The sequence below is a fragment of the Chitinophaga sp. genome, assembly GCF_017745275.1.
In the GTDB taxonomy this organism is placed as follows: domain Bacteria; phylum Bacteroidota; class Bacteroidia; order Chitinophagales; family Chitinophagaceae; genus Chitinophaga.
In genome coordinates this window covers 315,689-342,147 of record NZ_JAGHZS010000010.1, presented here as the reverse complement: position 1 = coordinate 342,147, position 26,459 = coordinate 315,689, and the positions used below count along the sequence as shown (strand labels likewise).

The window sequence follows — 26,459 nt, the reverse complement described above, 5'->3', positions numbered from 1 at the left end:
TTATCACTTACATGGAAGTATATGACATCCTGATCATCGGGGCCGGAGCTGCCGGCAACTGTGCTGCATTGCGACTGTTATCACTGGGCTACCGCGTAGCGCTGGTGGAAAGCAGCGTATTTCCGCGGCCACAAATTGGTGAGTCGTTGTCGCCCGGCATTCACGGAATTTTCGACTACCTCGGGGCCAGCAACCTGCTGTCAGCGCCTCATTGTCAGCATCAGTTGCCGGCGGAAATCATCTGGGAATCACAGCAACCGCTTTTACTAACACCGCAAACACGCGGCCACGGCGTGATGGCAGACCGGGGCCTGCTCGATAAAGATTTACTGCAACTGGCCACTTCCCGCGGGTTGCAACTATTTCAGCCAGCCAGGTACGAAAGCAGCCGGCATAATGGCGCACACTGGGAAGTAAACATCCAGCCATATGGCAAAGACGCCCTGTCCCTGCGAGCCCGGTTTATATTGGATGCACGGGGCAGAAAAGCTATACGGCAGCAACAACGCCTGCTCACCGCACCATCTATGGCAGCTATCTGGGCCTATGTACCCGCCTCGCGGATGCCGGCCCATACCTGCGTAGAAGCTATACCCGATGGCTGGATATGGGGCGCCCCGCTCTATGACGGGAGATACCGGATCATTACTTTTGCGGCGGCCAACACCATCAAACGGAAACACCTACACGATATTTACAACGGGCTGTTACAACAGTCTGTTTTGTTCCGGCAAAATAAAGAGTTACATCCTTTACAATCCTGCGCGGTAACAATGTATGCACATACACAACCCTGGCAGGATTACCGGTTGCAACTGGGCGAAGCCGCATTTGCCATTGATCCGCTTTCTTCTACCGGCGTTGAAAAAGCCATGCGCTGTGCCTTACAGGCCGTGATTGCCGTAAATACCATTTTGAAAGGCGGAGATATACAACTGGCTCAGGAATTTTATGAGGATCGGATCATCAAATCGGTGGTGAGTCACACACACTGGACACGGCAATACTATGCACAGGCATGGCCGGGAACTGCCCACTGCTTCTGGCAGGAACACGGCGGTAGTTATCTCCCGGAAAAACATATATCCAACTCCTTCACGGAAAAACTAAGCAGCGCACTGCAGGAAGAAAAACCGGTAACACCACCACCTGCTGAAAAAGCTATCGACATCAATTATGTATTGCAGCAACTCTGGAACGGAAAACCAATGGTATCTCCGGCGATCAGCTATGTCCCCTCTTCCTGTGTGGTGAATGATTGCCTGGAAATAAAAACGGCGATTAAACATCCTAATTTGCCGGGCACCATGGCCTTCCTCGAAACAGTGGAAATATATCCACTGTTGAAAATGGCGGCACACACCCCTACTTTCGGGAGCCTGGTAACCGCCTGGAGCCAGTTGATGCCATTTCAGAAGGCCGCCAAAATGGCCATCTACCTATGGGATAAAAAGGTACTTCTGCCACAATAAAAACATGCGCAGGCTACACTACGCACGTTTCCTTTTATTTACCTGTTATGGCTTTACAGGTGCAATATCCGCGGGCAAAGCACCCAGCGATTGTAAAATCCCGAAACGATCTACGTGCGCATCTACCGTAACTATTTTCCCATTTTTTAATTCGTAGATCGATACGCCATTACCCGTAATCACTTTGCCGGTGGCCGGTACATTACGGAAAACACCCTTGTGCGTACCCGTCCATTTCCAACGGACTACTACTTTATCGCCCTCGCTTACCAGGGTGACTAATGTCCATTGAAGGTCGGGGAAGCCATTGTACAGGGACCGGAACGGGTTCCTGAAGCCCTCCACACCTGTTCCTCCCGGTCCTTCAAACGTATCAGCCACGAAGTCCAGTAATAATTCAAATTGTTGGTTGTTCAGGACTGTTTCATATAATTTTTTTACGATCGCTTTATTGTTTTCCATGGTCGTTGTTTTAGTAGTGGGAAGAAATTTGTTGGTTTGCTGTGCTGCTGCTATTTGTGGTATCATCATACCGGCTAATAGCAGGGATACCTTTATGGTGCTTGTTTTCATCGTTTTTATTTTACACAAAAGTAGCCCGGCATTCCGACCAGGAATTGTAAAAAATCATTGATTTAGGTTGAATTCAAATGAGCAGGAAGCGTGTTAAGATGTGGACGGCAGGAGGAAGTAATGCTACAATCCAGCACCAGGATTAATTACGCCGATAATAACACCAAATTTGCCATCTGCCTGTAACATATCTTTCGCAGGGTAATACATCTGCGAAATAGCACCATCCAGGTATAAGGCATTCTTACAACCCTGTTCTTTAAAAAACAGGGCAAAATCATAGAAGTTAATGGGATCCCTGGAGATAGCAAACAATACACTGCCATCCGGTAAAATCCCTACCCCGTTCCTGATGTTCAGGTTGGTGGAACCTGCTTTAAAAGCAGGATGAATAGCGCCGTCGATCACCAGCATAGGCCCCGACTGTGTGGCATAACGGATATGACCATCGTTATGAAAAGCGGCAGTGATACATACAACGCCCACATTTTCTGTAGTAAGATAAAACACACCATTGGGTTGCATGCCGAAGTTGCCGGTTTCAGAAGTAGTATTTAATGGCGTGATCACCTGTTGCCGCCTGATATACAATCCTACCGGCGAATAATCCGGCTTAAACATGCCTCCATTCATGGCAAAAACCAGGGTATCTTTTTTTGCTGCCACATGTGCCTTTAATTGCTCAATAGTGCTGAATGGCTGCGTTGGTGACAACTTCCAGTAAAAGTGAATAGATTGCTGATTGGTTACACGGTAGGAAATAATCTTGTCCTGGGCCAATGAGGAGAGGCTCACAAGAGAAAGCAGCGCCAGTAGAACAACTTTCATGATAACCTGTTTTGCTCATCTAACGTACTATTTATTCCGGACTCCGCAATAAAATTTTTAGACTAACCAGATAAACATCTGATCATGCACTACCGCTTATCCTCTTTTTTACCACGCTACCTGTGAGATTTATTACTTTGGATCGATACTCAATTTTTGATATAAATTCCATGATAGTTGAAATTGTTTTTCCCGCTGCTCCTATGCAGCCTTACATGTAGCCATGTTTATGCCCAGTCAACCCTTTCAGGAACAGTGAACAGTAACAATGAACCAAAGTTCCCGGGAGCCATTATCAGTATTCAACGTGAACACAGTTCCTCGCCACTAAGGGTGCAAACCGACAGTGCCGGGCATTTCCAGTTCCGCCATCTGAAGGCCGGACTTTATGAAGTAAAAGCTGAATTGATAGGATTTGACCGAGTCACCTTTCCACTCACGTTGACGAAAGACACGGCCATCACTATCTCTTTACGCTCACATGCCACTGAGCAGGATTTGAATGAAGTAGTGGTATCCGCTGCCAAACCAGCTATCAACGACAGTCCTGATAAGTTGGTGTACAACGTATCTTCCAGCGTTACCGCCACCGGTGCCGATGTGTTGACAACGCTCGCTAAAGTACCCGGCGTGAAAGTGAACGACAATGAAATCAGCATTGCCGGCAAGGGCGCACTGAAGGTGATGATCAACGACCGGTTGGTACAACTATCCGGGCTGGAATTGATTCGTTACCTGAAATCGATGTCTGCCAACCAGGTATCGAAAATTGAAGTGCTCAAAAATCCTGGCGCCCGCTACGATGCAGAAGGCAATGCAGGGCTGATTAACATTACCACCAAACAAAGTAAAAAACAGGGCTACTCCGGCAACATACAAGCCAATGGCAAGTATATGCTGTACAGTCCTGCAGAAGCCTTTGGCACCCGTAACTACGAAGCAGCCAACCTGAGCGCCAACCTGCAGTACAACACTACCCGCTGGTCGGCCTATGGCAGTGTGAACCTGGACCAGGATCATCACCTGGAAGGTTTTGAAACCACGCTTAGCTATCCCCGTCAAACCTGGATGCAGGGCGACACCGGCGATTATAAATATCGCAATATTAACGTGGTGGCAGGCGTAGATTACCAGGTCAATAAAAACCTGGCCATCGGTATCAATTACCAGGGCGCTAAAAATGTATACGACGGATCAGATCATGTCCACAATCCCATCTACAATAATAAAAACGGGAACCTGGACTCCGTACTGAGAACGTATGCTACCTACTACCCGGAGGCCAGCAGTAATTCTATTAACCTGCATTCCCTGATTAAACTGGATAGCAGTGGCAGCAAGCTATTACTCAACGCCGATTATATCAACTACTACCGCACTGATAAATCTGATTTTGAAAGTCATAACTATCCTGGCAGCGATTTACAACATCCATTCCGCACCACCCGCTATTACGATAACAACAAACAAAACTTCAACATCTATACGTTCAAAGCGGATGCAGAGATACCAACATCTTTCGCCAAAATCATGTTCGGCACCAAACTGAGTTTCATTGATAACTACAGTAACGCTTTCTACTATAAAAAGGGTCCGCAGGGAGAACTGACCTACGATACTGACCTGAGCAATGAATTTGATTACAAAGAAAATACACAGGCCCTGTACCTTAGCCTGAATAAAGAAGCGGGCAAATGGAAGTATGAAGCGGGCCTGAGAGGGGAATTAACCCAAACCAAAGGCTACTCCCATACACTTGATCAAACCACGGTGAATAGATATTTCCGGTTGTTCCCTTCCCTGTCGGTATCTTACCAGGCCAATACTGATAACAGCCTGGCGCTGACTATCGGAAAGCGCGTGAACCGGCCTTCCTTCTGGAACCTGAATCCGTTTAAATCGTTGTATACGGCGTATAGCTATGGAGAGGGCAATCCATACCTGAACCCGGAATATAGCACCAACTTCGAGGTATCACATACATATAAGAATATGCTGACGTCGGCGCTGTTTTTCAATGTAACCAACAATGGATTCAACAACCTGATCATTGCCAGCGTAGACACCAATCTCGTATATACGAAGCCGTTAAATTTCCTGAGAACCTACCGTTATGGTATTTCAGAAAATATTGCCCTGCAGTTGTTCTCCTGGCTGGATAACAACAACCAGGCTACTTTTTACTATACACAGGCGCAATCGACCCTTCCGTTTATTAAGGATATAAATGGCTTTGGACTGTACCTGGCTACCAACAATAATATCTGGCTCAACAAAAGCAAAACCTTTGCAGCAGCGGTAAACGCGTGGTACCAGTTCCCTGAAGTAGATCATATCGGTAAAGCGGATGCCTATTACAAAGTAGATATGGGGCTGAAAGCATCTGTGATGAAAAAGAAGATGGACATTGCGTTAACGCTGAATGATATTTTCCTGACCAGTGCCAACACGGTAACCTCTACTATTAATGGCGTACCGCAAAAGTTTAGCAACTTCCAGTTAAACAGGTTCTTGTTGCTGGGGCTGACTTATCGCTTTGGCAGCAGCGAACATAAGGAGGTGAACAAGGATACCGGCAATGAAGAGGAAAGAGGCAGGATTCACTAGTGTGAATTACGAATTACGAATTACGAATTACGAATTACGAATTACGAATTACGAATTACGAATTACGGATTACGGATTTGTGGGGAGATGGTAAACGCGAATGATAACATTCGCTATTGTCTCCGCACAGATCCGTAATTCGTAATTCGTAATTCGTAATTCCTATCCTGTAAATCCCGGAAAACTCTGCAGGTTCCTTTTATACGTGGCCCCATTCTCTTTACTGTCTCCTACTGCCCATACCGCCATGGCAAATAATACGGGTTTCAATGCTTCCCCGGCTTTCGTTAAACTATAGGTTACATGCGGCGGTACCACCGGCAAAGCTTTCCGCAATATCAAGTCGTCAGCTTCCAGTTGTTTTAAATGCTGGATCAATACTTTCTCTGTAATAGTGGGAATAGCTTTTCTCAGATCGCTGTAGCGCTTATTACCAGATAACAACTGGAACAGGATGATCGGTTTCCAATAGCCGCCAATCTTTTCCATTACATATGTTACCGGGCATTCCTGGAAGGCGTTCTTCTTATTTTCCTGGATCGTAGAGTTCTCTTTTGTTTTTGTCATAGATACATACTTTAGGGTAAGTACTTGTACAAAAGTAAGTACTGATTTACTTTTGTCAAAGAAAATTTTAAAACATCATTTTATGAACATCACTATTACAGGTTCTTTAGGAAACATCAGCAAACCACTGGCACAACAACTCATCGCAAAAGGCCACCAGGTCACTATTATAAGCCGTCAACCAGAGAAGGCTGCCGCTATAAAAGCACTCGGCGCCATCCCTGCTATCGGCTCCATAGACGACACAGACTTTTTACTGCAGGCCTTCGCCAACGCAGACGCCGTATATATCATGATCCCGCCTGATTACCAGGCCAGCGATATCCGCGGATATATGAAAGCAACAGGTGAACGTTATGCCAACGCCATTAAACAAAGCGGTGTAAAATATGTAGTGAACCTCAGCGCTATCGGCGCCCATAAAGCGGACGGCCCGGGTCCTAACAGCGCCAACTACTATATAGAGCAGCTCTTAAATACCCTGGAAAATACCAACGTACTGCATGTACGCCCGGGGATGTTCTACTCCAACTTCTATGGCGCCATAGAGATGATCCGTCACCAGCACATCATTGGCAATAACTTCGATGCCGCTACCACTATCGTGATGTCGCATCCCGAAGACATTGCCACTGCCATTGCTACAGCACTGGATCGTCTTGATTTTAACGGCAAAACGGTTCGCTATGTAGCCAGCGATGAAAAAACCGGTGGTGAAATTGCAGCTATTCTTGGCAACGCCATCGGCCAACCTAACCTGGCATGGATAGGTTTCTCCGACGATGACCTCCTGCATGGCATGCTACAAAGTGGCATGAGTGAACAAATGGCGAAAGTATACATCATTGAAATAGGCGTGGCTTTAAGAGAAGGCACCCTGTTCAACGACTATCGTCAACATCAGCAACAAACTTTTGGAGAAAGAAGCTTCCATGACTTTGCAAAAGAATTTGCATTCGCCTATAATGGTCACAACTAAGTAGAGCAGAAAGCAGAAAGCTGAAAGCAGAAAGCAAAAAGCTATTGTAGCGAATGATCAGCGCGAGTATTTAAATTTACTGATCCGCGTTAATCAATCGCTACAATAGCTTTTTGCTTTTTGCTTTCTGCTTTCAGCTTTCTGCTATTTTACTGGTATCTCTTTCAGTATCTCCAGCAGATAACCATAGAACCTGCCAACAGAACTAATCTGCACGGTTTCATCGGGCGAATGCGCCCCGTGAATAACAGGCCCGAACGAAATCATATCCAGCTTACCACCGAAGTGGCCATTCAGGATACCGCATTCCAAACCTGCATGACAGGCACCTACTTTAGGTTCATGCGTGAAATGATTTTTGTATAAGGAAAGTACTAAACGGAGAATTTCAGAATCAGGATTTGCTTTCCAGCCAGGGTACGCGCCACCTTGTGTCACTTCACAACCGATATTGGCCAGGGCTGCACCTACCGCAGCAGCCACATCTTCTTTGGTGCTTTCCACGCTACTGCGCTGCAGCGATTGCGTAATGAACTCACCGTCTTTCACAATCACCCGCGCCAGGTTGGAAGAGGCTTCCACCAGGCCGGGGATATCGGGACTCATGCGGAACACACCGTTAGGCAGGGCGTAGATGGCACGCAGTAACTGCGTGAAATAAGCCGGGTCCATCACTTTAGCGGGAACAGGTACTTCGTCGGCCACTATCTGCAAATCTTTTTCGACAGACTGATACTCCGCTTTCAGCACTTCGCGGAAGTCCTGCAGGAAAGCGGTGAATGTTGCGTTATCTGCGGCCGGCAATGTTACAACAGCTACCGATTCACGCGGAATAGCATTGCGCAGGCTACCACCATCTATGCTCACCAGTTGCAGATTTACGGATTGAGTGGCCTTATACAGCAGGCGGTTCATCAGCTTATTGGCGTTGCCGCGGCCTTTATGAATATCCATGCCGGAGTGTCCGCCCAGCAAGCCTTTGATACGGATGCTGTAAGCGATACTGCCGGCAGGAGCTGGCACTTCGCTATAAGTGGCTTTGGTATTAGTATCAAGACCACCAGCGCAGCCAATGGTCAGTTCATCTTCTTCTTCTGTATCCAGGTTCAGGAGAATGGTACCAGTAAAGAGCGATGGATCCAGTTCTTTGGCGCCGGTCATACCGGTTTCTTCATCAATGGTGAACATGGCTTCAATAGCAGGATGTGCCAGGTTGGTAGCTGACAACACTGACATGATAGCTGCTACCCCGATGCCGTTATCCGCACCCAGCGTGGTACCACGGGCTTTTACCCAATCGCCGTCTACATACATATCAATCCCCTGTGTGGCGAAATCAAAATTTACATCGCTGTTTTTCTGATGCACCATATCGAGGTGTGATTGCAGTATCACTGTTTTTCGATGTTCCATTCCTGGTGTAGCGGGCTTCTTAATCACCACATTGCCAACAGCATCCCGGCTGGTTTCCAACCCCAGGCTTTTACCGAAGTGCAGCATGAAGTCAATAACAGCCGCTTCTTTTTTGGAAGCGCGGGGTACCGCATTTAATGCGGCAAAATGCTGCCATAATGGTTGTGGAGATAAATCCTTTAATTCCATCTGTAACGTGTTTATTAGAGATGGCAAAGTATACAAATCATTTCAAACGGTCAAAAAAGGTGGGATGTCAGCAGGATTCAGTATCGGCCGTTTTTGAATGCGGTGCTGTCGCTTGCCACCCATTTACCTCGCAGCAGATGGTAAGTGATATCAAAGCTATCCGTTCGCATCGGTGCTACACCGGCTACTACGGTATAATGTACTTGTACACTGTCGCCCTGCACATTCACCACTGAAGACACACCATGAATAGCCGGATCAGCGGCGTTGCTGCCCATCCAGTACCACTCTGAAACAGGTTGCTGCGCTTCCTGTGCCAACGCAGTTTTAAACAAATACAGCTCACTGGTACACATGGAGGTACCGGTACCGCAGGTTCTCACAAAAAAATAATTACCCATGCGCCCGAAGCCATCAAATGCATGCATCCAGCAGCAATGTGCAACGCCATAATAATAGTGAAAGGATTTCGTGACGGCTCCCCGGGAATTGGTTTCAAACAGTAGTAAATTTTCTCTTCCATCGCCCGTGTAGTGCAATATGCAGGCGAGATAAGTAACTTCATCGTTCAACCTGTAATATTTACCAATGGTGTCGGTATCATTTATATAACTCCAGTCTGTGGTCAGTGTGGTATCAATCAACTTTGCTGCTATGAGATAAGGCCACGCAGGCTTTTTAATGATCACCCCGGAATCTCCTTTAAACACCGCACCATAGCCAGGTGTCTTTAAAATTTTTATCATAACGTGCTGCGGTTTTTGTTTACAGGCAGCAAAAAAAATAGCGCAAAGGGACGTGAAGGTATAGGCATACCAACGGTTAGGGCGTAGCATTAAAGTGAATTGTGATTCAAAGTTCGTTCGTATTTCGATGCAAATATTTATTCATGTTAATAATATTTTTCGAGAGATAAGTTCGCATACTATCCTCATGAAATACAATGCTACTGCCGTTTTTTCGATGACTTTTTTATATGTATCTGTTGAAAACACCCGGCTGTTTTTTCAACAATTGTTTTTGTTTAACTTTATACGGTCATGAATTTTCCTCCTGCTTCTTCGAAAAGAGCACAGGCATTACGCCGGCAGGATTTCAGCAGCGACGATCAAAAAATGTTTAACCATAAAAACATCTCCATATGAAACCCAAAAGAATATGGGCCAATTTCGGCGTCAGCGATTTAGCGCGTACTACCCGATTCTATCAACAGCTCGGATTTAAATCCAACGGTTCATCAGCTCAACTAACCAGCTTCTTCTTTGGCGACAAGGAATTTATCATCCACTTCTTTTTGAAAGAAGTGCTGGAGCCTGCCATGAAAGGGCCTCTCAGTGATGCCAGTGCGGGGAATGAAATTATCTTCACGCTTTCTGCAGATACGCGGGAAGAAGTAGATGAGTGGGAGAAGGCTGTGGAAGCGGCCGGAGGCACCCTTGTTTCAAGGCCCGAAGCTTTTGGAGAAGGCTACTATGGTTTTGTATTTGCAGATCCTGACGGGCACAAGTTTAATGTATTTCAGATGTAGTGCCTCCTTTCATCCGGCAGGCGAGGTATTGGCGCGCTTGTCTGCCGCCACTACAAGCAGTGCTACTATCAGCAGGAAGCTGTACTCGCAACCACCGGTGCCGTGCTCCCCTACAAACCAACCCCGCTCCGCATGTATTAATCCAATCCCGATCAGTAACAGCCCTATAAAGCCTGCTGTTACCCAACGCGTGTAATACCCCAGCGTTAACAAGATACTCCCTCCTATTTCATACACGGTAATGCCCCATACCAGGGCCGTTGCAAAAGGCAGACCTTTACCGGTCAGGAACTCCGCAAAGCGGGGAATGGTACCATAGCCGATTCTTACCAGCGCATGGGCCAGGAATATAATGGCGATGGCTATACGAAGTAGCAGCAACGTTTGCTTTAACGACAGAAAAGGATACTGTTTCATACAGGTGAGGGTTTAGTAGTAAATATAAGGAGGTCCTCCGTGGAAACCATACCCTGAAACGGGTATTTTTCAGTACCGCCTAAAACAAACAACCTCCGGATCTGTTGATCTGAAGGCTGCCTGATCTTTATCACCCTATGCTTCTGTTACCGCAACACCCTATTGACGGCAACATGGCAAAAGTAAGGAGGGTAACGGCATCAGCGCTTAGTAAGACAACGTAGCTTTATAATTCAGTAGTACTACTGATCCATCAAAAAATGGTTTTTATGGAGTGGCGGCAAGTGCGAAATAATCGGCATAAATCGTTAATTTACATTAACCTTACAGTATAACTATAAAAAAATATATCAAATGTGTCCATCCCCGCAATGTTGGCGTGTTATACTGTTTTACAACAATTAAAACTTAAAACCATGAAAGATTTCCTGTTTGTGTACAGAGCTGACCGTAGTGTAATTGCTCAACGTTCTCCTGAAGAAGTACAGATCAACACCCAAAAATGGATGGATTGGATTGGCAGCATTGCTGCACAGAACAAATTAGTGGATGCGGGTAACCGCCTGTACCCTACCGGCAAAGTATCAAGAGGTAACCAGGTAGTGACTGATGGTCCGTTCACAGAGCTGAAAGAAACGCTGGGAGGATATTCATTGATTAAGGCCGATTCCCTGGATGAAGCAGTTGCATTATCTCAAGGTTGTCCCATTTATGAAGCGGGTGGCAGCGTAGAGATCAGGGAAATCCACGCCATGTAATGAGCAGAAAGCTAAAAGCAGAAAGCAAAAAGCTATTTTCGCGAATGATCATTGCGGATATTAATATGCTTTGATCATTCGCGAAAATAGCTTTTTGCTTTCTGCTTTTAGCTTTCCGCTCATTACAAAGGCTTTTATTTTATGGAGAAAAATCAATTGATACCACACCTGTTCAGAACCGAATACACGAAAATCACAGCCGTGTTGTGTAAGTTGTTTGGCTTTGAACATATCGGTGTGGCCGAGGATATTGCCAGCGACACCTTTTTAGCCGCTCATGAAACATGGGGATTAAAAGGATTACCGGAGAATCCCACCGCGTGGTTATATACTGTTGCAAAAAATAAAGCCAAAAACTACCTGCGGCATGAAGCGGTGTTCCGGCAGAAAGTTGCCGGCGAATTAAAACGCGGCACTACGGAAACGGATATACCGGAAATTGATCTCTCCGCGCAAAATATCCACGACAGCCAATTGCAGATGATGTTTGCAGTTTGTCATCCGGCAATTGTAGCGGAAGCGCAGATCGGGCTGGCCCTGCGCATACTCTGCGGATTTGGTATCGAAGAAATAGCTACCGCTTTTTTATCCAACAAGGAAACCATTGCCAAAAGATTACAACGGGCAAAAGACAAGCTAAGGTCCGAACAAATAAAAATCGAATTTCCCGGCAAACCGGAAATCAGCAACCGGCTGGATAATGTACTTACTACGCTTTACCTGCTTTTTAATGAAGGCTATTATTCCAGTAACCACAACACCACGCTGAGGAAAGATCTCTGCCTGGAGGCCATGCGCCTGACGTTTCTGCTCACAGAAAATGAAAATACCAATCAGCCTGTGGTACATGCCTTACTGGCGTTGATGAGCTTTCAGGCCTCCCGGTTTGATGCCAGGATGGATGATGCTGGTGAAATGATTCTTTATAACGACCAGGATGCCAGTCGCTGGGACCAGGCCCTTATTCAGCAAGGCAAAGACTTCCTTGCCCGGTCTGCCAGCGGACCTAAAATTTCCCGCTTCCACCTCGAAGCATGTATCGCTTACGGACATACGAACAAAGCGGATACCCCGGAAAAATGGAATAACATCCTGCAGTTGTACAACCACCTGCTGGCCCTGGAATACTCTCCTATGGCAGCACTCAACAGAACCTATGCTTTATCCAAAGTCAAAGGAAAACAGGTGGCGCTGGAAGAGGCATTGAAATTAAACCTCGGTACCCATCATCTCTACCACGTACTGTTAAGCGAATTATACACCGGCTCCGACGATGCACAGGCGCTCGCATCCCTGAAAACCGCCCTCCACCTCGCCCACTCTCCTGCTGATAAAAAAATCATCGAACAAAAAATACAAGCCCTTACACCTCCCGCCCAGCCGTAACTTTTTTTGTTCAAAGTTGTTTTCCCCCGGAACGACCGGAATGAAAAAATAAATTTGCTAAACCAAATGGTTATATATAATTTTACTAAACCAAATGGTTATGTATTTTTAAACAACAAGGAATGAAAGCTAGAAGAGACGTGTTCCAGGCGATTGCAGACCCAACCCGACGGGCTATCATAGGGCTGTTAGCAAAACAAACCCAAACGTTGAACACAGTGGCGGAGAACTTTAATATGAGTCAGCCGGCGGTTTCCAAACATATGCGTATCCTCACGGAATGCGGTTTGGTGGTGATCGTTAAACAAGGCAGGGAAAGGCATTGCAGCGCCAATTTCCAGGCATTGGAAGAAGTAGCGCGCTGGGCAGAGCAATACCGTTCATTCTGGAACGCGCGACTGGATACACTCGAAAATTTATTGAACGAAGAAGACTAACTATTTCTTACTCCACCATAAACTATGCAACATGGCAAAGCAAACACCCGAAGTAACAGCGCAAATGCGCATCAGGAAGCCAGTAAGCATTGTATTTGATGCTTTCATTGATCCGGAAAAAACGAAACACTTCTGGTTTACCAAAGGCAGCGATAAACTGGCCGCAGGAAAAACGGTGACCTGGGAATGGGAAATGTACCAGGTAAGTACCCCGGCAGTGGTAAAAGAAATTATACCCAATAAAAAAATTGCGGTCGACTGGGGCGAACCCGCTACCGCAGTAGATTTTGAATTTGAAGATCTGGGAGATGGAACCACCTACGTTTCTATTTCTAATTACGGATTTACGGAAAAGGGCGATGACCTGATACGTAAAATCAACGACTCCACTGGCGGCTTTACCACCGTGGTAGATGGACTGAAGGCTTATCTCGAACACAATATAAATCTGGGCCTCGTCGCAGATAAATTTCCAAAACGATAAATCAATTTTTTATGGAACAATTTGGTCGCATTACGTCGCCGGGCACCCTCCGGCTAGAACGTTCCTTGCCCGGTCCCATCCAGAGAGTATGGGCTTATCTCACGGAATCAGAAAAGCGTGGTAAGTGGCTGGCAAAAGGAGAAATGGAACTTTTTGAAGGAGGAAAAGTACACTTGTCTTTCCTGCATAAAGAGTTAAGTCCGCTGCCAGACACGATCCCGGAGAAATATAAAGATATGGAAGAAGGACATGAATTCACAGGCACCGTTTTACAGATCTCCGCCCCTAATTTATTATCATTCACCTGGGGAGGCGGTTCGGAGGTAACTTTCGAATTAGCAGAACAGGGCGACCGGGTACATATGATCATCACGCACCGCAAACTGGGCGATAAGAAATCCCAGCTGCTGAGTGTTGCCAGCGGATGGCACAACCATGTAGGCATCCTTATTGCCAACCTGGAAGGTACCACACCACAACCTTTCTGGAAAACACATGAGCAACTGGAAGCGGCTTACAAGGACATCATATAGATCGAATTTTTCACGCAAAGGCGCAAAGCAGGTAAGTAGCAAAGTAAAATGATATTTGCTGTTCACCTGCTTTGCGCCTTTGCGTGAAAAACTGTTTTTGGGCGCCTCTCTACTCCCCGTTCGGATTTGATGACAACACCTCACTCATGTAATCGAAAAGGGGCCGCATATGCCGGAATGTATCGCTGGCTTCTTTTAAAAATGTTTCACTCAACACTGCTTTATCTGAAAAAGGCCGGATGAGCAAAAACTGTTTGTAGCGCAACAGATCAATGGCCTCATGATCTGCCTCAAAGCCTTTAGGCGCACTTTTCAGTTGCTCTCCTTTCAGGGACTCAAATGTATTGATGAAGGTTTTACTGTTAATTATTTTCCGCAGTGGTGCTGCATCAAAAGCAATATCATCGCGGATCAGTTTCAGATCAGCCGGTGACGGTCCCCAGAAGCCACCGCCAATAAAGCTGTTGCCCGGTTCTATATGAAAATAATAACCTCCCCTGCGGCTTTTGGTTGCCCGTTTGAAACTACCGCTCCAATGGGTTTTATAAGGCGTTTTATCATTCGAAAAACGGATGTCGCGGTAAATACGGTATAAACTCTTTTTGCCGGAAGGCGTTTCTATCAGATCGTGGGCAGACAACTGTTCCAGTAGTCCTTCTGCAAAAATCTCTACCTGCTGTTGCTCCTCCTGGAAACGGGCTTTATGTTCATTAAACCATTCCCTGTTGTTGTGCTGCTTCAGCTGATTCAGAAAATCAAAGCTGGAAGCGGGTATCTGTGCCGGTGCTATTTTTTTAGCCATGGATAATTTTTAAAGACACCGCAAATATAACCTATTGACCACTCACCCGATAATTAGTGAAATATGAAATAATCCGTGTATTTTCCTGCACTATAAATCACAGTGAATGGTGAAACGCAGAAATTTCCTGAAGCAACTGGGCTTGTCAGGCACCGGCTTTTTAATGGCTTCTAATGTTTGGTCTGTTCCTATCAGCCAGCCTTCCGCAACAGGTAAAAAATTACGCATAGGTGTTATCTCCGACCTGCATCACCTGCAATTCGGCAAACCTGAAGTAGCCCGCCTCACCACTTTTATGGATGCGGTGATGAAAGAGCAACCGGATTTCATTATTCAATGCGGTGATTTTTGTCGCCCTAAACAATCCGAAGAAATCATGTTGCAATGGAACCGGTTTGCCGGTCCCAAATATCACGTACTTGGCAACCACGATATGGATGTTTGCGACAAAGCCACTATCATGCAACTATGGGGCATGGAAAAACCATACTATTCCTTCGACCAGGGCGGGTATCATTTTGTGATAATGGATAGAAATTTTTTACGGAGAGAAGATAAAACACTGGAAGACTATAATACCAGCAATTGGGGCCCATTGCCCGCGCCTATGCGGAGTTTTACCGATCAACCGCAGCTCGACTGGCTCAAGCAAGACCTGGCCAACGCCCAATACCCGGTCATTGTATTTATGCATCAACCCGTTTTCCTGAGCGATTTTTTCCAGGAGCTGGGGAATGCCGATGAGATCCTTGCGATCTTTGATGAAGCCAACCTTGCCGCCCAAAATGCGGGTAGCCGTGCCCGTGTGTCAGCTGTATTTATGGGACATGATCACGACGACCGCTACGGAGAAAGAAATGGCGTACATTATTTTCTGTTGAACAGCGCTTCCTACGTATACACGCAATCCGGCGCGCACTACTACAAGGAAGCGCTGTTTGCATTCATCACCCTGGATCCTTCGGGCTGGCTACATATCAGCGGACGTCGTACCTCCTACCGGGACGCGGTTCCTGACAAGGTCAAAGCCCGGTTCCCAACCAGTATCAGCAGCCACAACATCCGGTTATAGCCTGCAAAAATTATTTACTGGTGCCGGGATGGGCTACCATCAGGCCCTGCTCCGGCACATACTTATCATACTCCATGAGTTGCGCAATACGCAACGCTTCCTCCCCGCCTCGTAATTTGGCCACCAAATGCAGCGCCCCGTCAATGCCGGCGGAAATACCTGCCGTAGTGATCACCCGTCCATTATCTACATACCGCACCTGCTGCAATACTTTTGCTGCAGGCACTGTCCGCTGCAGACCGGGAATAGCGCTGTGAAAAGTAGTAACCGTCAACCCATCCAGCAGCCCTGCCTTACCCAGTACAAAGGCGCCGGTACAAACAGAAAAATAGTGGGAAACGGATGCATCCCGCGATTTAATCCAGTTGATCACTTCAGGGTCATCTGCCGCCACCTGGGCTTCGCCACCAAAAACAGCGAAGATGTCGGCTGCCGGCGCATCCTGGATGCTGTAGTCCGGCATTATTTTCAGTATGCCCTGAGATACCAGCGGTGCACGGGTTTTAGCTACTGTAAATACTTTGAATCCGGCATAGGAAAATACTTCCATCGGACCTGCAAAATCCAGCACCTCTACTCCCTCATAGAGATAAAAGCAAATCGTGATCTTTTTATTGCTGGCCGTGTCTTTGGTAATCAGCTCCATGCCGCAATGCGGACACTTGCCCGGCTGATGAAACAACAGCGTATCACAGCGGCCGCATGGCGGACAAACATATAACAAGGAAGGTTTTTGTGCAAAGGCAATACAAGGCAATAATAACAGGAATAAAAAGAATGGTTTCATAAGTGCAATTTATAGCGCAAAGCTAACGGGTAGCACGCATATTAATCGGGACAAGTGTATTACTAAACGGGACAAGACCGGCGGAAGCACTATTAACAATACCCCAAAAAGAAACCCCGGTATACTTTCGCATACCGGGGAGCCTCCTGTTGATAGATACAATTTTATTTTCGTCCGGCTGAAAGCGGTGCTATCTTATACAACCCTGCTCCATGCTGATTAATTTCCGGCGCAAACTCTCCACTAACATTTTCTGATACTTTCCCGGACCAAAGATCTGTTACCTGGCAGTTCCCGTTTAATCCAAGCGCCGATAATTGCACCGCAATACTTTTTTTCCCCGTGTCGCCGGTATTAAAAACAGCGAGGTACTTTGCGCCGGTGCCAGGTTCTTCGGCCATCCAGGCAACTTTTTCGGCTTCTGTAAACAGTGGCTGATTGTGGGTACTTTCATTGAGTACTTTCAGCACGCGCCGGTTGGTGAGCAGCGAAAGGGTAAAGGCATCATTGTCCGGAAGGTTGCCGCCAAACATCAGGGGCGATTTAAAAATGCTCCACAGCGTCATCAGCGTATATTGCTCGTCGCGGGTGAAGCCACTCGCACGTGGATTGCCTACCTCCGCACGGATACCGATACGTCCCAGTGGAAGCATGTCGCCGTCAGGATAGGCGCCATAGGCGCGCCATTTATTCCAGCGTTCAAACACGGCAAAATGTTCTTTCAATTGTGCCCATCTATCCCAGAAATCACCTACGGTGCGCCACATATTGGCGTGTTGTTGTACATGCTCCGCATGTGCAATAGGTGTTTCTCCCGGGGAAGTACTTAATACAATTTTACGCCCGGTACGATCGATGGCCTTCCGGATCATCTCAATTTCTTTTTCAAAGTATATGGGGGACGACAGGTCATCTACCTTTACAAAATCCAGTCCCCAGCTGGCGTACAGCTCAAAGAGAGAATTATAATACTCCTGTGCACCCGGCTTCTCCGGCACAACGGTATACATGTCGTGCAGCCAGCGGCATTGATCCTTCTCCGAGTAAATATCCCGGGCTGTTACCGATGTGCCTTTCACCGGCAGGTTACGTTTTACCGCCTGCACCGGGATCCCCCGCATGATATGAATACCGAACTTCAGCCCTTTGCCATGCAGGTAGTCGGCCAGTGGTTTAAATCCTTTGCCGCCTTCGGCAGATGGGAAACGATTGGTTGCCGGTAAGAAACGTCCGTATTCGTCGAGCACATAGTCCGGGTTGGTTTCATTATAGCCGTGGGCTTTGTCGTTGCCCACATACCAGCGGATGTCGACTACTATGTAATTCCAGCCATAAGGTTTGAGGTACCGCGCCATGTAGTCGGCATTGGCTTTTACTTCTGCTTCTGTTACTGTAGGCCCGAAACAATCCCAACTGTTCCAGCCCATAGGAGGTGTGGCGGCCCAGCTGTGAAATTTTGCTGTCGTTTGTGCCTGCAGGTGCGCCGTTATCAGGAGGAAGCCGGCTACCAGCAAATATCTTGTTACGCTCATTTTTATATGCTTCATATGGTGGCTGACGGGAAACAACGGCACATGATACCGGCATAGTGATTCATGTATTTCACAACCTGGAATTATTACCGCCCGTTCCCTATTTTAAATAGGATACTTTCTGCTCTAAAACTACATCTTTTTTATTAATCGTCAAATTGACAATTATTATCACCGGTTAGCAAATGTTATTCATCTTCCAAAAAAATAAAAGCAGATGCCGGGAGACATCTGCTTTTACATGGCTATTCTATTGTCAACTTAACTTACCATTGGTAAGTACTTCTGGCGGTTCTCAATGATCACCCAGATATTAACGAGGAATAAAATCCCTGCAATCGGTAAACCGGAAGGGGCCTGTAATATGTTGGTCAGCAGCACGCCCACCATCACTGGTAAGATCACCAGCGCGCCCAGCGCCCTGGTTTTCGGGAAAATAAACAGTAAGCCTCCTATCACCTCAGCCACGCCTACCAAAGGCATAAGCCAGCCAATGGTCATAAAAGCGCCCATCACTTTCAGTAAGTTTTCAGGCATGTCTTTCGGCACTGGCATGTAGTTAAAGAATTTGTTGAGCCCTGCATTGATAAACATCAAACCAAAAAGGAGGCACACGACAAATAGAATCTTGTTTTTCATAGTGATAAAATTTATCGCAAAAATACATTTTATTTTGTCGATTCAATAAATGCACACCTAAGCTACCGGCACCTCTTTTTTTACCGGCTTCTTCACCAGCCATTTTTTAATGAGGAATCGCCTTACAGGTTCATCATAAAAGCGCATCACCAAATAGGCCAACACCAGCAACGCTACAATCAGCACACTCACTACCACGTATAAACGTAATCCGGACGGTTTGTATTTAGCGTAGTAATCACCGAAATTCCACACCACAAAAATATGCGTCATATACAGCGGGTAACTCAGGCGCCCAATAAAAACACACAACTGTTTCATCCAGCCGGAAACGCTGGCACCCGCACCTACAGCCAGTAACAGCGGGAAGTAAAACAATACAATGGCCGCCTCTGTGAGCCCGTCCTGTTTGATATGCGGGAAAAAGAAAGCACCCAGCAGTAACAGTCCCAGCCAGGCAAAATTCAACCGGTTTTTAATCCTCAAACCAAACCGGAACACCAACAGCCCCGCGAGAAAAGAATAACTGATACGCGCAACGCCATCTACCCAGGTAGGCGCGTCCCAACCACCAATCAACCATCCCTGCTGATGACCTACCACACACAACCAAACCGCGGCTGCAACAGCCACCGGCACCAGCCACAACCGTTTCATTCTAAATAACAGCAACGCATAAACGATATTGGCGAGATACTCCATCAGCAACGACCATGCAGGAGAATTGAAAGGAAACAATGCCCCCGCCCGGTGAGGTAAAACCGGGTACGGAACCAGGAAAATAGAACTGATGAAGGCGGTGATGACCTTCGCCCCTCCTGCCAGTGTCCAGCCATTAACAAATGGATTACATACATATCCTACCAGCCCCAATACACTCCCCATCAGCACCAATGGATGCAAACGGATTAACCGGTTCCTGAGGAAAGCAACCAGGCCAATCTGGCCAATCCTGTCATCATACGCATACCCGATCACAAAGCCGGACAGGCAGTAGAAAAAGTCGACTGCCAGGAAACCATGTCCCAACGGGTTAATAGCATAATCTGCATAAATCATTTCCATAAAGTGAAATACCAGGATAGTAATAGCGGCGATACCTCTCAGGCCATCCAATACTTCAAAATGCTGCTTCGATCCGGGCAGGGCAATCGTTTGTTGATACATGACAGTCAGAATTGGTTGATAATATTCCTTTAGTTCAACAATATAGCAACAACCCGTTAATATAAATAGGATGATTTGCTCAAATGCTTATGTTATTTTGGCCGCCATTTGCCTGGTGGTGGGCATTACAACAAAGAGACCAGTACGCCGTGGCGTACTGGTCTCCTACATTTTAAAAATGTCTTCTGCACGACCCTGTGTGCAGGAAATTTTATGGACCCGGCCATTACGGCGCTAGCGTCATAACATGGAAAATTAAAAATAACGTGGAACTAAAATGCAGCCCCCCGCCTTCGACGGGAGGGCGAATTGAATGCTATTACAAATAATTATTGATAATGTTCTCTATATACTCTTGTCTGCCGCTCTTCGTAGCTGGTTCACCGTTAGCTACGGCAAAGTCGCGCAGGCTTTCCAGTGTTGCTTTTCCGGCTTCGAAAGATTTTGCTGCCTCGCTATCGAAAGACGCATAGCGTTCCTGGCGGATGTTGCGGTAGGCGCTTTTCTCCAGGATGGCATCTGCGGTAACCAACGCGCGGGCGAAGTTGTCAACGCCACCAATATGTGCATGGAAAAGATCTGCTGCATCAGTGGAGTTTCTGCGGATCTTAGCATCGAAGTTAATACCACCTCCTTTGAAGCCGCCGCCTTCCAGGATAATCAACATAGCTTCGGTCAGCTCATTGAGATTGGTGGGGAACTGATCGGTATCCCAACCGTTCTGGTAGTCTCCGCGATTGGCGTCGATGCTGCCGAGCAGCCCTGCATCAACAGCTACCTGCAGTTCATGCTGGAAAGTATGGCCTGCCAATGTAGCGTGGTTTACTTCAAGGTTGAGTTTAAAGTCGTTCAGCAGGTCGTACTGACGCAGGAAACCAATAACTGTTTCTGCATCGTAGTCGTACTGATGTTTAGTTGGTTCACAAGGCTTTGGCTCAATAAAGAACGTACCGGTAAATCCATTTTTGCGGGCATAATCCCTGGATGCCTGCAGGAATCTCGCCAGGTGTTCTTTCTCCCGTTTCATGTTGGTATTCAACAAGCTCATATACCCTTCACGGCCTCCCCAGAAAACATAGTTCTCACCACCTAATGCAATGGTGGCATCCAATGCGGCTTTCACCTGTGCAGCGGCATGTGTGAGTACATGAAAATCAGGGTTAGTAGCGGCACCATTCATATAACGGCGATGGCTAAACAGGTTAGCAGTACCCCATAACAGTTTCACGCCACTTTCCTCCTGCTTTTGTTGCAGGTATTGCGTCAGCGTTTGCAAACGCTTGTCGTTTTCGTTAATATCGTTGGTATAATCTACTACGTCCACATCATGGAAGCAATAGTAAGGCAGGTTTAACTTGGTGATCATTTCAAAAGCTGCATCGGCTTTATCTTTTGCGCGTGTAATGGGATCCGGGTTTTTGTCCCATTCAAAGATGTGTGTTGCTTCTCCAAAAGGATCGGCGCCGGTGCCGTTGAAAGAGTGCCAGTAAGCTACTGCGAAACGCAGCCATTCTTTCATAGATTTGCCCGCTACTATCCTGTTTTCATCATACCAGCGGTATGCCAGCGGGTTGTCACTTTGTAATCCCTCATATTTAATGGCCGGAATGCCGGCGAAGAATTCTTTCTTTCCTGTAACTATTTTCATAATCGTGCTTTAGTACCGCAAATATTGACCGATTTTAAAGAGTTTGCAACCGCTATTTTTGAAAGAAAATATGCTATCTTATCAAAATTTACTAATAATTAGTAGTTTGCATGATAAAATGAGCCATTTGTCGGGGTATGAAAACAATTCTTCAGAAAATTACCAATGATGCCAGCCAGAGTTTTGCCTGCCGTGTATATCAAACGCCTCAGTTTGAAACCAACTGGCATAAGCATCCGGAATATGAGCTGATCCTCATATTAAAAGGCCATGGTACGGTGATGATAGGTGATTATGTGAGCGACTATTCCGTTAACGATCTTTTTTTTATTGCCGGCAACCTCCCCCACTGGTTTAGAAAAAATCAGCCTAAAATGACCGGGGCCGCACTGGTTATCCATTTTACCAATGACTGTTGGGGAGATGGATTACTGGAAATGGCGGAGATGAAAGCGATCCAATCCCTGTTGCAAAAGAATAACGGGTTGCAACTGGAGAAGGGGCTAAAAAAAGAAATTGCAGAAAGCATGCAGCTGATGCAGCGTAAAAAAGGATTTGAGAAATTGATGTTACTCCTGCAATGCCTGCACCAGATAGGCCTTTCCTCACAATATAAAATTCTGACAGAAGACTTCACGGATGCCGGCCACGTGGTAAATCCCATCATCGAAAAAATTATTGACTTCTCCTTTAAACACTACCAGGAAAAAGTAACACTGGAACAGGTAGCCGCCATGGCTAATATGAGCGTACCCAATTTTTGCCGTTTCTTTAAGAAGAATATCAAGAAAACGTATTTCGATTTCCTGAGAGATCTGCGGATCAGCCACGCCTGTAAATTACTTACTACTACCACCCAACCCATACTGGATATCTGCTATGAAAGCGGGTATAAAAGCTGGGCGCATTTTAGTAAGCAGTTTAAAGACGTAAAGCAGCAAACGCCCAGCCAGTTCCGGAAAATGTATTTGCCTTAAAAGTGATGTAACATGTGGTCAAATCTTTACTTGTATTATGAAATAAGAGGCAGCAGTGACTATAGTCAACAACTACATACCGATATGGTATTGAAGGTATTGGAGAATACTGGTGTGTTAGTAAAGGTAGCGCCCCGGCAGTTCTGTAACATCGATACTTTCCCCTGGATGAATATCACGGCCATTTATACGAAGGATGGTAACTACGGCAGACCGGAAAGCTTTAACAGCAAATGGGTCACTATGTTGGCGATAACCGCCTCTAAATCTGATCCGGAGCTGGAAGCTGTATACGTACAGCTATTGTCTGATATTGCTGCAAAGCTGCACTGGGAGCTAATACTGGAAATGGATGACGAGGGCAACGAAGATGTAATTCTTTATAAAAGCTAAAAACGAAGACATATGGTTTTAGTTAAGGTAATGGAGTAGCGTGTCCATCCTGTTCCAGGAAATTAAACAACGCTACCATCGCTTTTGTTAGGATCAGTTCCACATTTACAGAACACCCTGTTATCGCTTTATACCTTTGAAAGCGCCGCATTGATAAATGCCATTTCAGCGGCGGTTAGTTGTATATCCATTGCTTTGGCATTGGCAATGGCCTGTTCCACATTACGGGATCCGGCCAACACTACGGTGATAGCGGGTTGCAGACTGGTCCAGCGTAACACCAATTGGGAGAGGGTAGCATTTTTATCTGCTGCTATCGGGGCGATGGTGTCCAGGAAAGTTTTTACTTTGCTGGCATCAAACTGTTGGAAATAGCCATTGCGGTGGTCAGTATCTTTCAGTTTGCTATCTTTAAAATACTTGCCGGTCAGCAATCCTCTTTCCATTGGGCTGTATACAATAATGCCCAACTGCTGTTCCAATGCATAGGGCACCAGGTCGGTTTCTATGGCGCGGTTCAGCATACTGTAACTTACCTGGTTACTGGCGATGTTAACCGTTTTTCTTGCTTCGGCTACCTGTTCTACACTGTAATTACTTACCCCTGCTGCACGGATTTTCCCCTGTTGCAAAAGCGAGGCAACAGCTTCTATGGTTTCGGCTATGGGTGTGGTATTGTCGGGCCAGTGGATCTGCAACAAATCAATATAATCTGTTTGCAGGCGTTGCAGGCTTTCTTCTACTTCCTTGATTACATTGGCTTTGGAAGCATATTTATAAATTGGAATTTGTTTTCCGGCTTCTTCGGCGTCAAAAAAATATTCTCCTTTGCCCTGGTTGCTGCCATCCCATACCAACCCAAATTTGGTGAGCAGTTGAATTTTGCTGCGATCGTATACTTTAATGGCTTCCCCGATCATTTCTTCACTGAGGCCAAATCCATAAAAAGGTGCGGTGTCAATGGTAGTCATGCCATGATCGATGGCTGCCTGTATGGAGGCGATGGAATCCTTTTTCTCATTACCACCCCACATGTTACCGCCAATGGCAAATGCGCCGTAGGCAATGGCAGACAGTTGGAGGTCGGTATCTCCTAATTTTCTATATTCCATTTCTATAATTTTTTAGTTAGATAAATCTGAGGTGCTTCCTGTAGCTTTTCGCCGGCCAAAGCGGCAAACTCCAGGATGTACGGTTGTTGCCCGTGGCTATCCAGTCCTTCCTGGTTTTCCCATATCTCATAGAAAACAAACACGTTTTCATCGGTGATTCCCTGGTGAAGGTCGTATTGAATGTTGGCAGCTTCTTTTCTTGTTTCGGTGACCATATTTTGCAATACGGCTAATACTTCATGGCGGTATGCTGATTTTGCTTTGATAACCGCGGTCAGATAGATGTTCATAATAATTGTTTTTCAGTGGTCAATACAGCGTTCAGGTGTTGTAAATATTCGTGGTGGTAGTTGTCTATCCGTTCCTGTGTGGCGTTCTTTTCCAGGTCGTGGAAATGGAAACCGTTGATCCGGTCCATGCCTACAAACTGGTTCATTTTATGAAAACCGAATAACACGCCGTTGTCTACCGATGTCTGCTCAAAAAATTCCCCGGGAAGGGTAAAGGCGGTATCGGGTGCATTCCAGGTGGTGGTTACCATGTATTTTTTACCCTGCATGAGTCCACCGGTGCCGTAGTTGATCGCGGGATTCTTCCTGCTGCGGCCGTCGCTGGCATACATGCCATTCTGATGTCCGGCGGTAAATACTTCATCTATATATTTCTTCAGGCCATAAGGTACCTGGAACCACCAGATGGGAGTATGGTAAATGACCAGGTCGGCCCATTTGAAGTGTTCTACTTCGGCAGCGGGGTCAAAGTCGTGGCTGGCATTTACCACGCGATATTCGTGTCCCTGGGTGATAAGAAAGCTGATGGTCCAGTTGGCGACGGTTTTATTAAATGTGCCGCCTGAATGAGCCATTGCCTGTCCTCCGTTTATGATAAATACTTTCATTTCTATTATTTTTATGATTGATAGTGCAAATTTCCATCAGTTTTTTATATCACACAAATAACTTAACTTGCACCTATCTATCATAAAAATTATAGTTATGCAATGGAATCTGGAATGGCTGAGAACGTTTAAGGCCATATATGAAACAGGAACGCTTTCTGCGGCAGCGCAGTCGCTCTTTATCTCCCAGCCTGGCGTAAGCCTCCATTTGAACTCACTGGAAGCCTATACCGGCAATAAGCTGTTTGACCGTGCCGCAAGGAAAATGGTGCCTACAGAAAAAGGAAAGATCTTATACAACTATATATTGGAGTCGCTCAAAAAACTGGAAGCAGGAGAAGAGGAATTTTATAAACGTGCAGAAGATGAACGGGTAACCATTAGCCTGGGCATGTGCTTCGAAACCTTCCAGTATACACTGGAAGAACATATTTCCAGTCTGCCGTTTAACCTGATCATCAAATTCGGCGACTATCCGCAAATGCAACATGACCTGGACACCGGTTCCCTGGATCTTATCATCACCCCACAAACAGGGAATCAACAAAACATCGCCTACGTTCCATTCTCCAAAGAAAAGATTGTATTGATTGCCGGTAGCAAAACACCTACTTCCGAACTGGAAGCCCTGCTGGCGAAAGGCAAACTGAAAGAAGCCACCAGCATACTGAAACAACAGCGCTGGTACAGCACTGCGGCAGACATGGAACACCTGAAAGGTTTCTGGGTAAAACAATTTGGAGAACATCCGGACTTCAGACCCAACTTTATCGTGCCCAATATCTGTTCTATTATCCGCTGCCTGAGCGATAATACCGGCTTCTCTTTAGTACCTGATTTTCTATGTGCTGACGCGATCGCCGAAGGAAAGATAAAGGTAGTATGGGAAGGCACTACGCCCGTGGAGAATACGCTGCATTTCGGTACCCGGAAAAAAACTATGTACCAAAAGGAAATTGCTCAGCTGGAAACGCTGCTGAAAGAAAAATGGCAGCGTGAGGAGCAGAAGAGCAGAAAGCAGAAAGCAGAAAGCAAAAAGCTATTATAGCGGATGCTTAAAGCGGATTTTTGTTTTTATAGGATTTTAAAAGATGATGGGAGAAAGAAGCTGATACTGGCTTCGATCTCCCATCATCTTTTAAAATCTTATAAAATCAAAAAAGTAAAAATCAGTATAATCAGTTTAATCCGTACAAAAACAAAAATCCGCTTTAAGCATCCGCTATAATAGCTTTTTGCTTTTTGCTTTCTGCTTTCTGCC

Annotated in this window: 28 protein-coding genes; 13 read left to right on the top strand and 15 right to left on the bottom strand. The window is 46.1% G+C overall.

All coding sequences use genetic code 11. From position 1 onward, the window contains the following. Positions 1-11 precede the first annotated feature (11 nt). Complete coding sequence (locus tag J7623_RS27920; RefSeq protein WP_291927317.1) at positions 12-1,472, top strand: tryptophan 7-halogenase; 1,461 nt, start codon at positions 12-14, stop codon at positions 1,470-1,472. A gap of 45 nt (positions 1,473-1,517) precedes the next feature. On the opposite strand, the gene J7623_RS27915 is transcribed toward J7623_RS27920, so the two are convergent. Both J7623_RS27915 and J7623_RS27910 read right to left on the bottom strand, forming a co-directional pair. Then, the gene (locus tag J7623_RS27915) at positions 1,518-2,045 is read right to left on the bottom strand and encodes an ester cyclase (protein ID WP_291927314.1); all 528 of its coding nucleotides are present in this window, start codon (positions 2,043-2,045) and stop codon (positions 1,518-1,520) included. Positions 2,046-2,168: 123 nt separating this feature from the next. After that, the gene (locus J7623_RS27910; protein WP_291927311.1) at positions 2,169-2,873 is read right to left on the bottom strand and encodes a phosphodiester glycosidase family protein; all 705 of its coding nucleotides are present in this window, start codon (positions 2,871-2,873) and stop codon (positions 2,169-2,171) included. Between the two features lie 177 nt (positions 2,874-3,050). On the opposite strand from J7623_RS27910, the gene J7623_RS27905 reads away from it, so the two are divergent. Further along, positions 3,051-5,480, top strand: coding sequence for an outer membrane beta-barrel family protein (locus J7623_RS27905; protein ID WP_366839942.1), 2,430 nt, complete (start codon positions 3,051-3,053; stop codon positions 5,478-5,480). 162 nt (positions 5,481-5,642) lie between these two features. Here J7623_RS27905 and J7623_RS27900 read toward each other — a convergent pair whose 3' ends face one another. Beyond that, positions 5,643-6,047 (bottom strand): helix-turn-helix domain-containing protein, encoded by a 405-nt coding sequence (locus tag J7623_RS27900; RefSeq protein WP_291927309.1) that lies wholly within the window; start codon positions 6,045-6,047, stop codon positions 5,643-5,645. A gap of 82 nt (positions 6,048-6,129) precedes the next feature. Between J7623_RS27900 and J7623_RS27895 the strand changes: the two genes are divergently transcribed. Continuing rightward, a complete protein-coding gene (locus J7623_RS27895) occupies positions 6,130-7,026 on the top strand; it encodes an NmrA family NAD(P)-binding protein (protein ID WP_291927306.1) in 897 nt (298 codons plus the stop codon). Between the two features lie 144 nt (positions 7,027-7,170). Here the strand turns inward: J7623_RS27895 and J7623_RS27890 are convergent, their stop codons facing one another. Together J7623_RS27890 and J7623_RS27885 are read right to left on the bottom strand one after the other, a co-directional pair. Beyond that, the gene (locus J7623_RS27890; RefSeq protein WP_291927304.1) at positions 7,171-8,628 is read right to left on the bottom strand and encodes an aminoacyl-histidine dipeptidase; all 1,458 of its coding nucleotides are present in this window, start codon (positions 8,626-8,628) and stop codon (positions 7,171-7,173) included. 77 nt (positions 8,629-8,705) lie between these two features. After that, positions 8,706-9,374, bottom strand: coding sequence for a hypothetical protein (locus tag J7623_RS27885; RefSeq protein WP_291927302.1), 669 nt, complete (start codon positions 9,372-9,374; stop codon positions 8,706-8,708). Positions 9,375-9,769: 395 nt separating this feature from the next. Here J7623_RS27885 and J7623_RS27880 point away from each other — a divergent pair, with 395 nt between their 5' ends. Then, entirely contained in the window at positions 9,770-10,156 is a 387-nt protein-coding gene (locus tag J7623_RS27880; protein WP_291927300.1) for a VOC family protein, read from the top strand. A gap of 9 nt (positions 10,157-10,165) precedes the next feature. Here J7623_RS27880 and J7623_RS27875 read toward each other — a convergent pair whose 3' ends face one another. Next, positions 10,166-10,573 (bottom strand): DoxX family protein, encoded by a 408-nt coding sequence (locus J7623_RS27875; protein WP_291927298.1) that lies wholly within the window; start codon positions 10,571-10,573, stop codon positions 10,166-10,168. Between the two features lie 416 nt (positions 10,574-10,989). Between J7623_RS27875 and J7623_RS27870 the strand changes: the two genes are divergently transcribed. The 5 genes from J7623_RS27870 to J7623_RS27850 all read left to right on the top strand — a co-directional run bounded on the left by J7623_RS27870 (position 10,990) and on the right by J7623_RS27850 (position 14,171). Beyond that, positions 10,990-11,331 (top strand): YciI family protein, encoded by a 342-nt coding sequence (locus J7623_RS27870; protein WP_291927296.1) that lies wholly within the window; start codon positions 10,990-10,992, stop codon positions 11,329-11,331. Positions 11,332-11,472: 141 nt separating this feature from the next. Next, on the top strand, positions 11,473-12,717 hold the full coding sequence (locus tag J7623_RS27865; protein ID WP_291927293.1) for a DUF6596 domain-containing protein: 1,245 nt from the start codon (positions 11,473-11,475) through the stop codon (positions 12,715-12,717). 122 nt (positions 12,718-12,839) lie between these two features. Then, on the top strand, positions 12,840-13,154 hold the full coding sequence (locus J7623_RS27860; protein WP_291927291.1) for a metalloregulator ArsR/SmtB family transcription factor: 315 nt from the start codon (positions 12,840-12,842) through the stop codon (positions 13,152-13,154). A 31-nt stretch (positions 13,155-13,185) separates the two neighbouring features. Continuing rightward, positions 13,186-13,638 carry an SRPBCC family protein gene (locus J7623_RS27855; protein WP_291927289.1) on the top strand — a complete coding sequence of 151 codons (453 nt, stop codon included), beginning with the start codon at positions 13,186-13,188 and terminating at the stop codon, positions 13,636-13,638. A gap of 11 nt (positions 13,639-13,649) precedes the next feature. Continuing rightward, entirely contained in the window at positions 13,650-14,171 is a 522-nt protein-coding gene (locus tag J7623_RS27850; protein ID WP_291927286.1) for an SRPBCC family protein, read from the top strand. 109 nt (positions 14,172-14,280) lie between these two features. Here J7623_RS27850 and J7623_RS27845 read toward each other — a convergent pair whose 3' ends face one another. After that, the gene (locus J7623_RS27845) at positions 14,281-14,973 is read right to left on the bottom strand and encodes a DUF2461 domain-containing protein (protein ID WP_291927283.1); all 693 of its coding nucleotides are present in this window, start codon (positions 14,971-14,973) and stop codon (positions 14,281-14,283) included. A gap of 106 nt (positions 14,974-15,079) precedes the next feature. Here J7623_RS27845 and J7623_RS27840 point away from each other — a divergent pair, with 106 nt between their 5' ends. Continuing rightward, entirely contained in the window at positions 15,080-16,045 is a 966-nt protein-coding gene (locus J7623_RS27840; protein ID WP_291927281.1) for a metallophosphoesterase, read from the top strand. A 10-nt stretch (positions 16,046-16,055) separates the two neighbouring features. Here J7623_RS27840 and J7623_RS27835 read toward each other — a convergent pair whose 3' ends face one another. The 5 genes from J7623_RS27835 to xylA all read right to left on the bottom strand — a co-directional run bounded on the left by J7623_RS27835 (position 16,056) and on the right by xylA (position 21,818). After that, positions 16,056-16,832, bottom strand: a complete 777-nt coding sequence (locus tag J7623_RS27835; RefSeq protein ID WP_291927278.1) for a DJ-1/PfpI family protein — start codon at positions 16,830-16,832, stop codon at positions 16,056-16,058. Between the two features lie 164 nt (positions 16,833-16,996). Next, positions 16,997-18,364, bottom strand: coding sequence for a glycoside hydrolase family 27 protein (locus J7623_RS27830; protein WP_291927277.1), 1,368 nt, complete (start codon positions 18,362-18,364; stop codon positions 16,997-16,999). 261 nt (positions 18,365-18,625) lie between these two features. After that, positions 18,626-19,003, bottom strand: coding sequence for a DoxX family membrane protein (locus tag J7623_RS27825; protein WP_291927274.1), 378 nt, complete (start codon positions 19,001-19,003; stop codon positions 18,626-18,628). 57 nt (positions 19,004-19,060) lie between these two features. Continuing rightward, on the bottom strand, positions 19,061-20,170 hold the full coding sequence (locus J7623_RS27820) for an acyltransferase (protein WP_291927272.1): 1,110 nt from the start codon (positions 20,168-20,170) through the stop codon (positions 19,061-19,063). Positions 20,171-20,489: 319 nt separating this feature from the next. Next, entirely contained in the window at positions 20,490-21,818 is a 1,329-nt protein-coding gene (xylA, locus tag J7623_RS27815; protein ID WP_291927270.1) for a xylose isomerase, read from the bottom strand. A gap of 137 nt (positions 21,819-21,955) precedes the next feature. Here xylA and J7623_RS27810 point away from each other — a divergent pair, with 137 nt between their 5' ends. Together J7623_RS27810 and J7623_RS27805 are read left to right on the top strand one after the other, a co-directional pair. Beyond that, positions 21,956-22,795, top strand: coding sequence for an AraC family transcriptional regulator (locus J7623_RS27810; protein ID WP_291927269.1), 840 nt, complete (start codon positions 21,956-21,958; stop codon positions 22,793-22,795). Between the two features lie 12 nt (positions 22,796-22,807). Beyond that, on the top strand, positions 22,808-23,188 hold the full coding sequence (locus tag J7623_RS27805; RefSeq protein WP_291927268.1) for a hypothetical protein: 381 nt from the start codon (positions 22,808-22,810) through the stop codon (positions 23,186-23,188). Positions 23,189-23,316: 128 nt separating this feature from the next. Here the strand turns inward: J7623_RS27805 and J7623_RS27800 are convergent, their stop codons facing one another. From J7623_RS27800 to J7623_RS27790, 3 genes are read right to left on the bottom strand one after another with little or no spacing between them, the layout of a single operon-like run. Then, positions 23,317-24,300, bottom strand: coding sequence for an aldo/keto reductase (locus J7623_RS27800; RefSeq protein WP_291927267.1), 984 nt, complete (start codon positions 24,298-24,300; stop codon positions 23,317-23,319). A 2-nt stretch (positions 24,301-24,302) separates the two neighbouring features. Further along, a complete protein-coding gene (locus tag J7623_RS27795; RefSeq protein WP_291927266.1) occupies positions 24,303-24,590 on the bottom strand; it encodes a putative quinol monooxygenase in 288 nt (95 codons plus the stop codon). Continuing rightward, positions 24,587-25,198: an NAD(P)H-dependent oxidoreductase gene (locus J7623_RS27790; protein ID WP_291927263.1), complete on the bottom strand. Its 612-nt coding sequence runs from the start codon at positions 25,196-25,198 to the stop codon at positions 24,587-24,589. The genes J7623_RS27795 and J7623_RS27790 overlap by 4 nt, the downstream gene beginning before the upstream one ends. A 97-nt stretch (positions 25,199-25,295) precedes the next feature. Between J7623_RS27790 and J7623_RS27785 the strand changes: the two genes are divergently transcribed. Further along, positions 25,296-26,246 (top strand): LysR family transcriptional regulator, encoded by a 951-nt coding sequence (locus J7623_RS27785; protein ID WP_291927262.1) that lies wholly within the window; start codon positions 25,296-25,298, stop codon positions 26,244-26,246. Positions 26,247-26,459 lie beyond the last annotated feature (213 nt).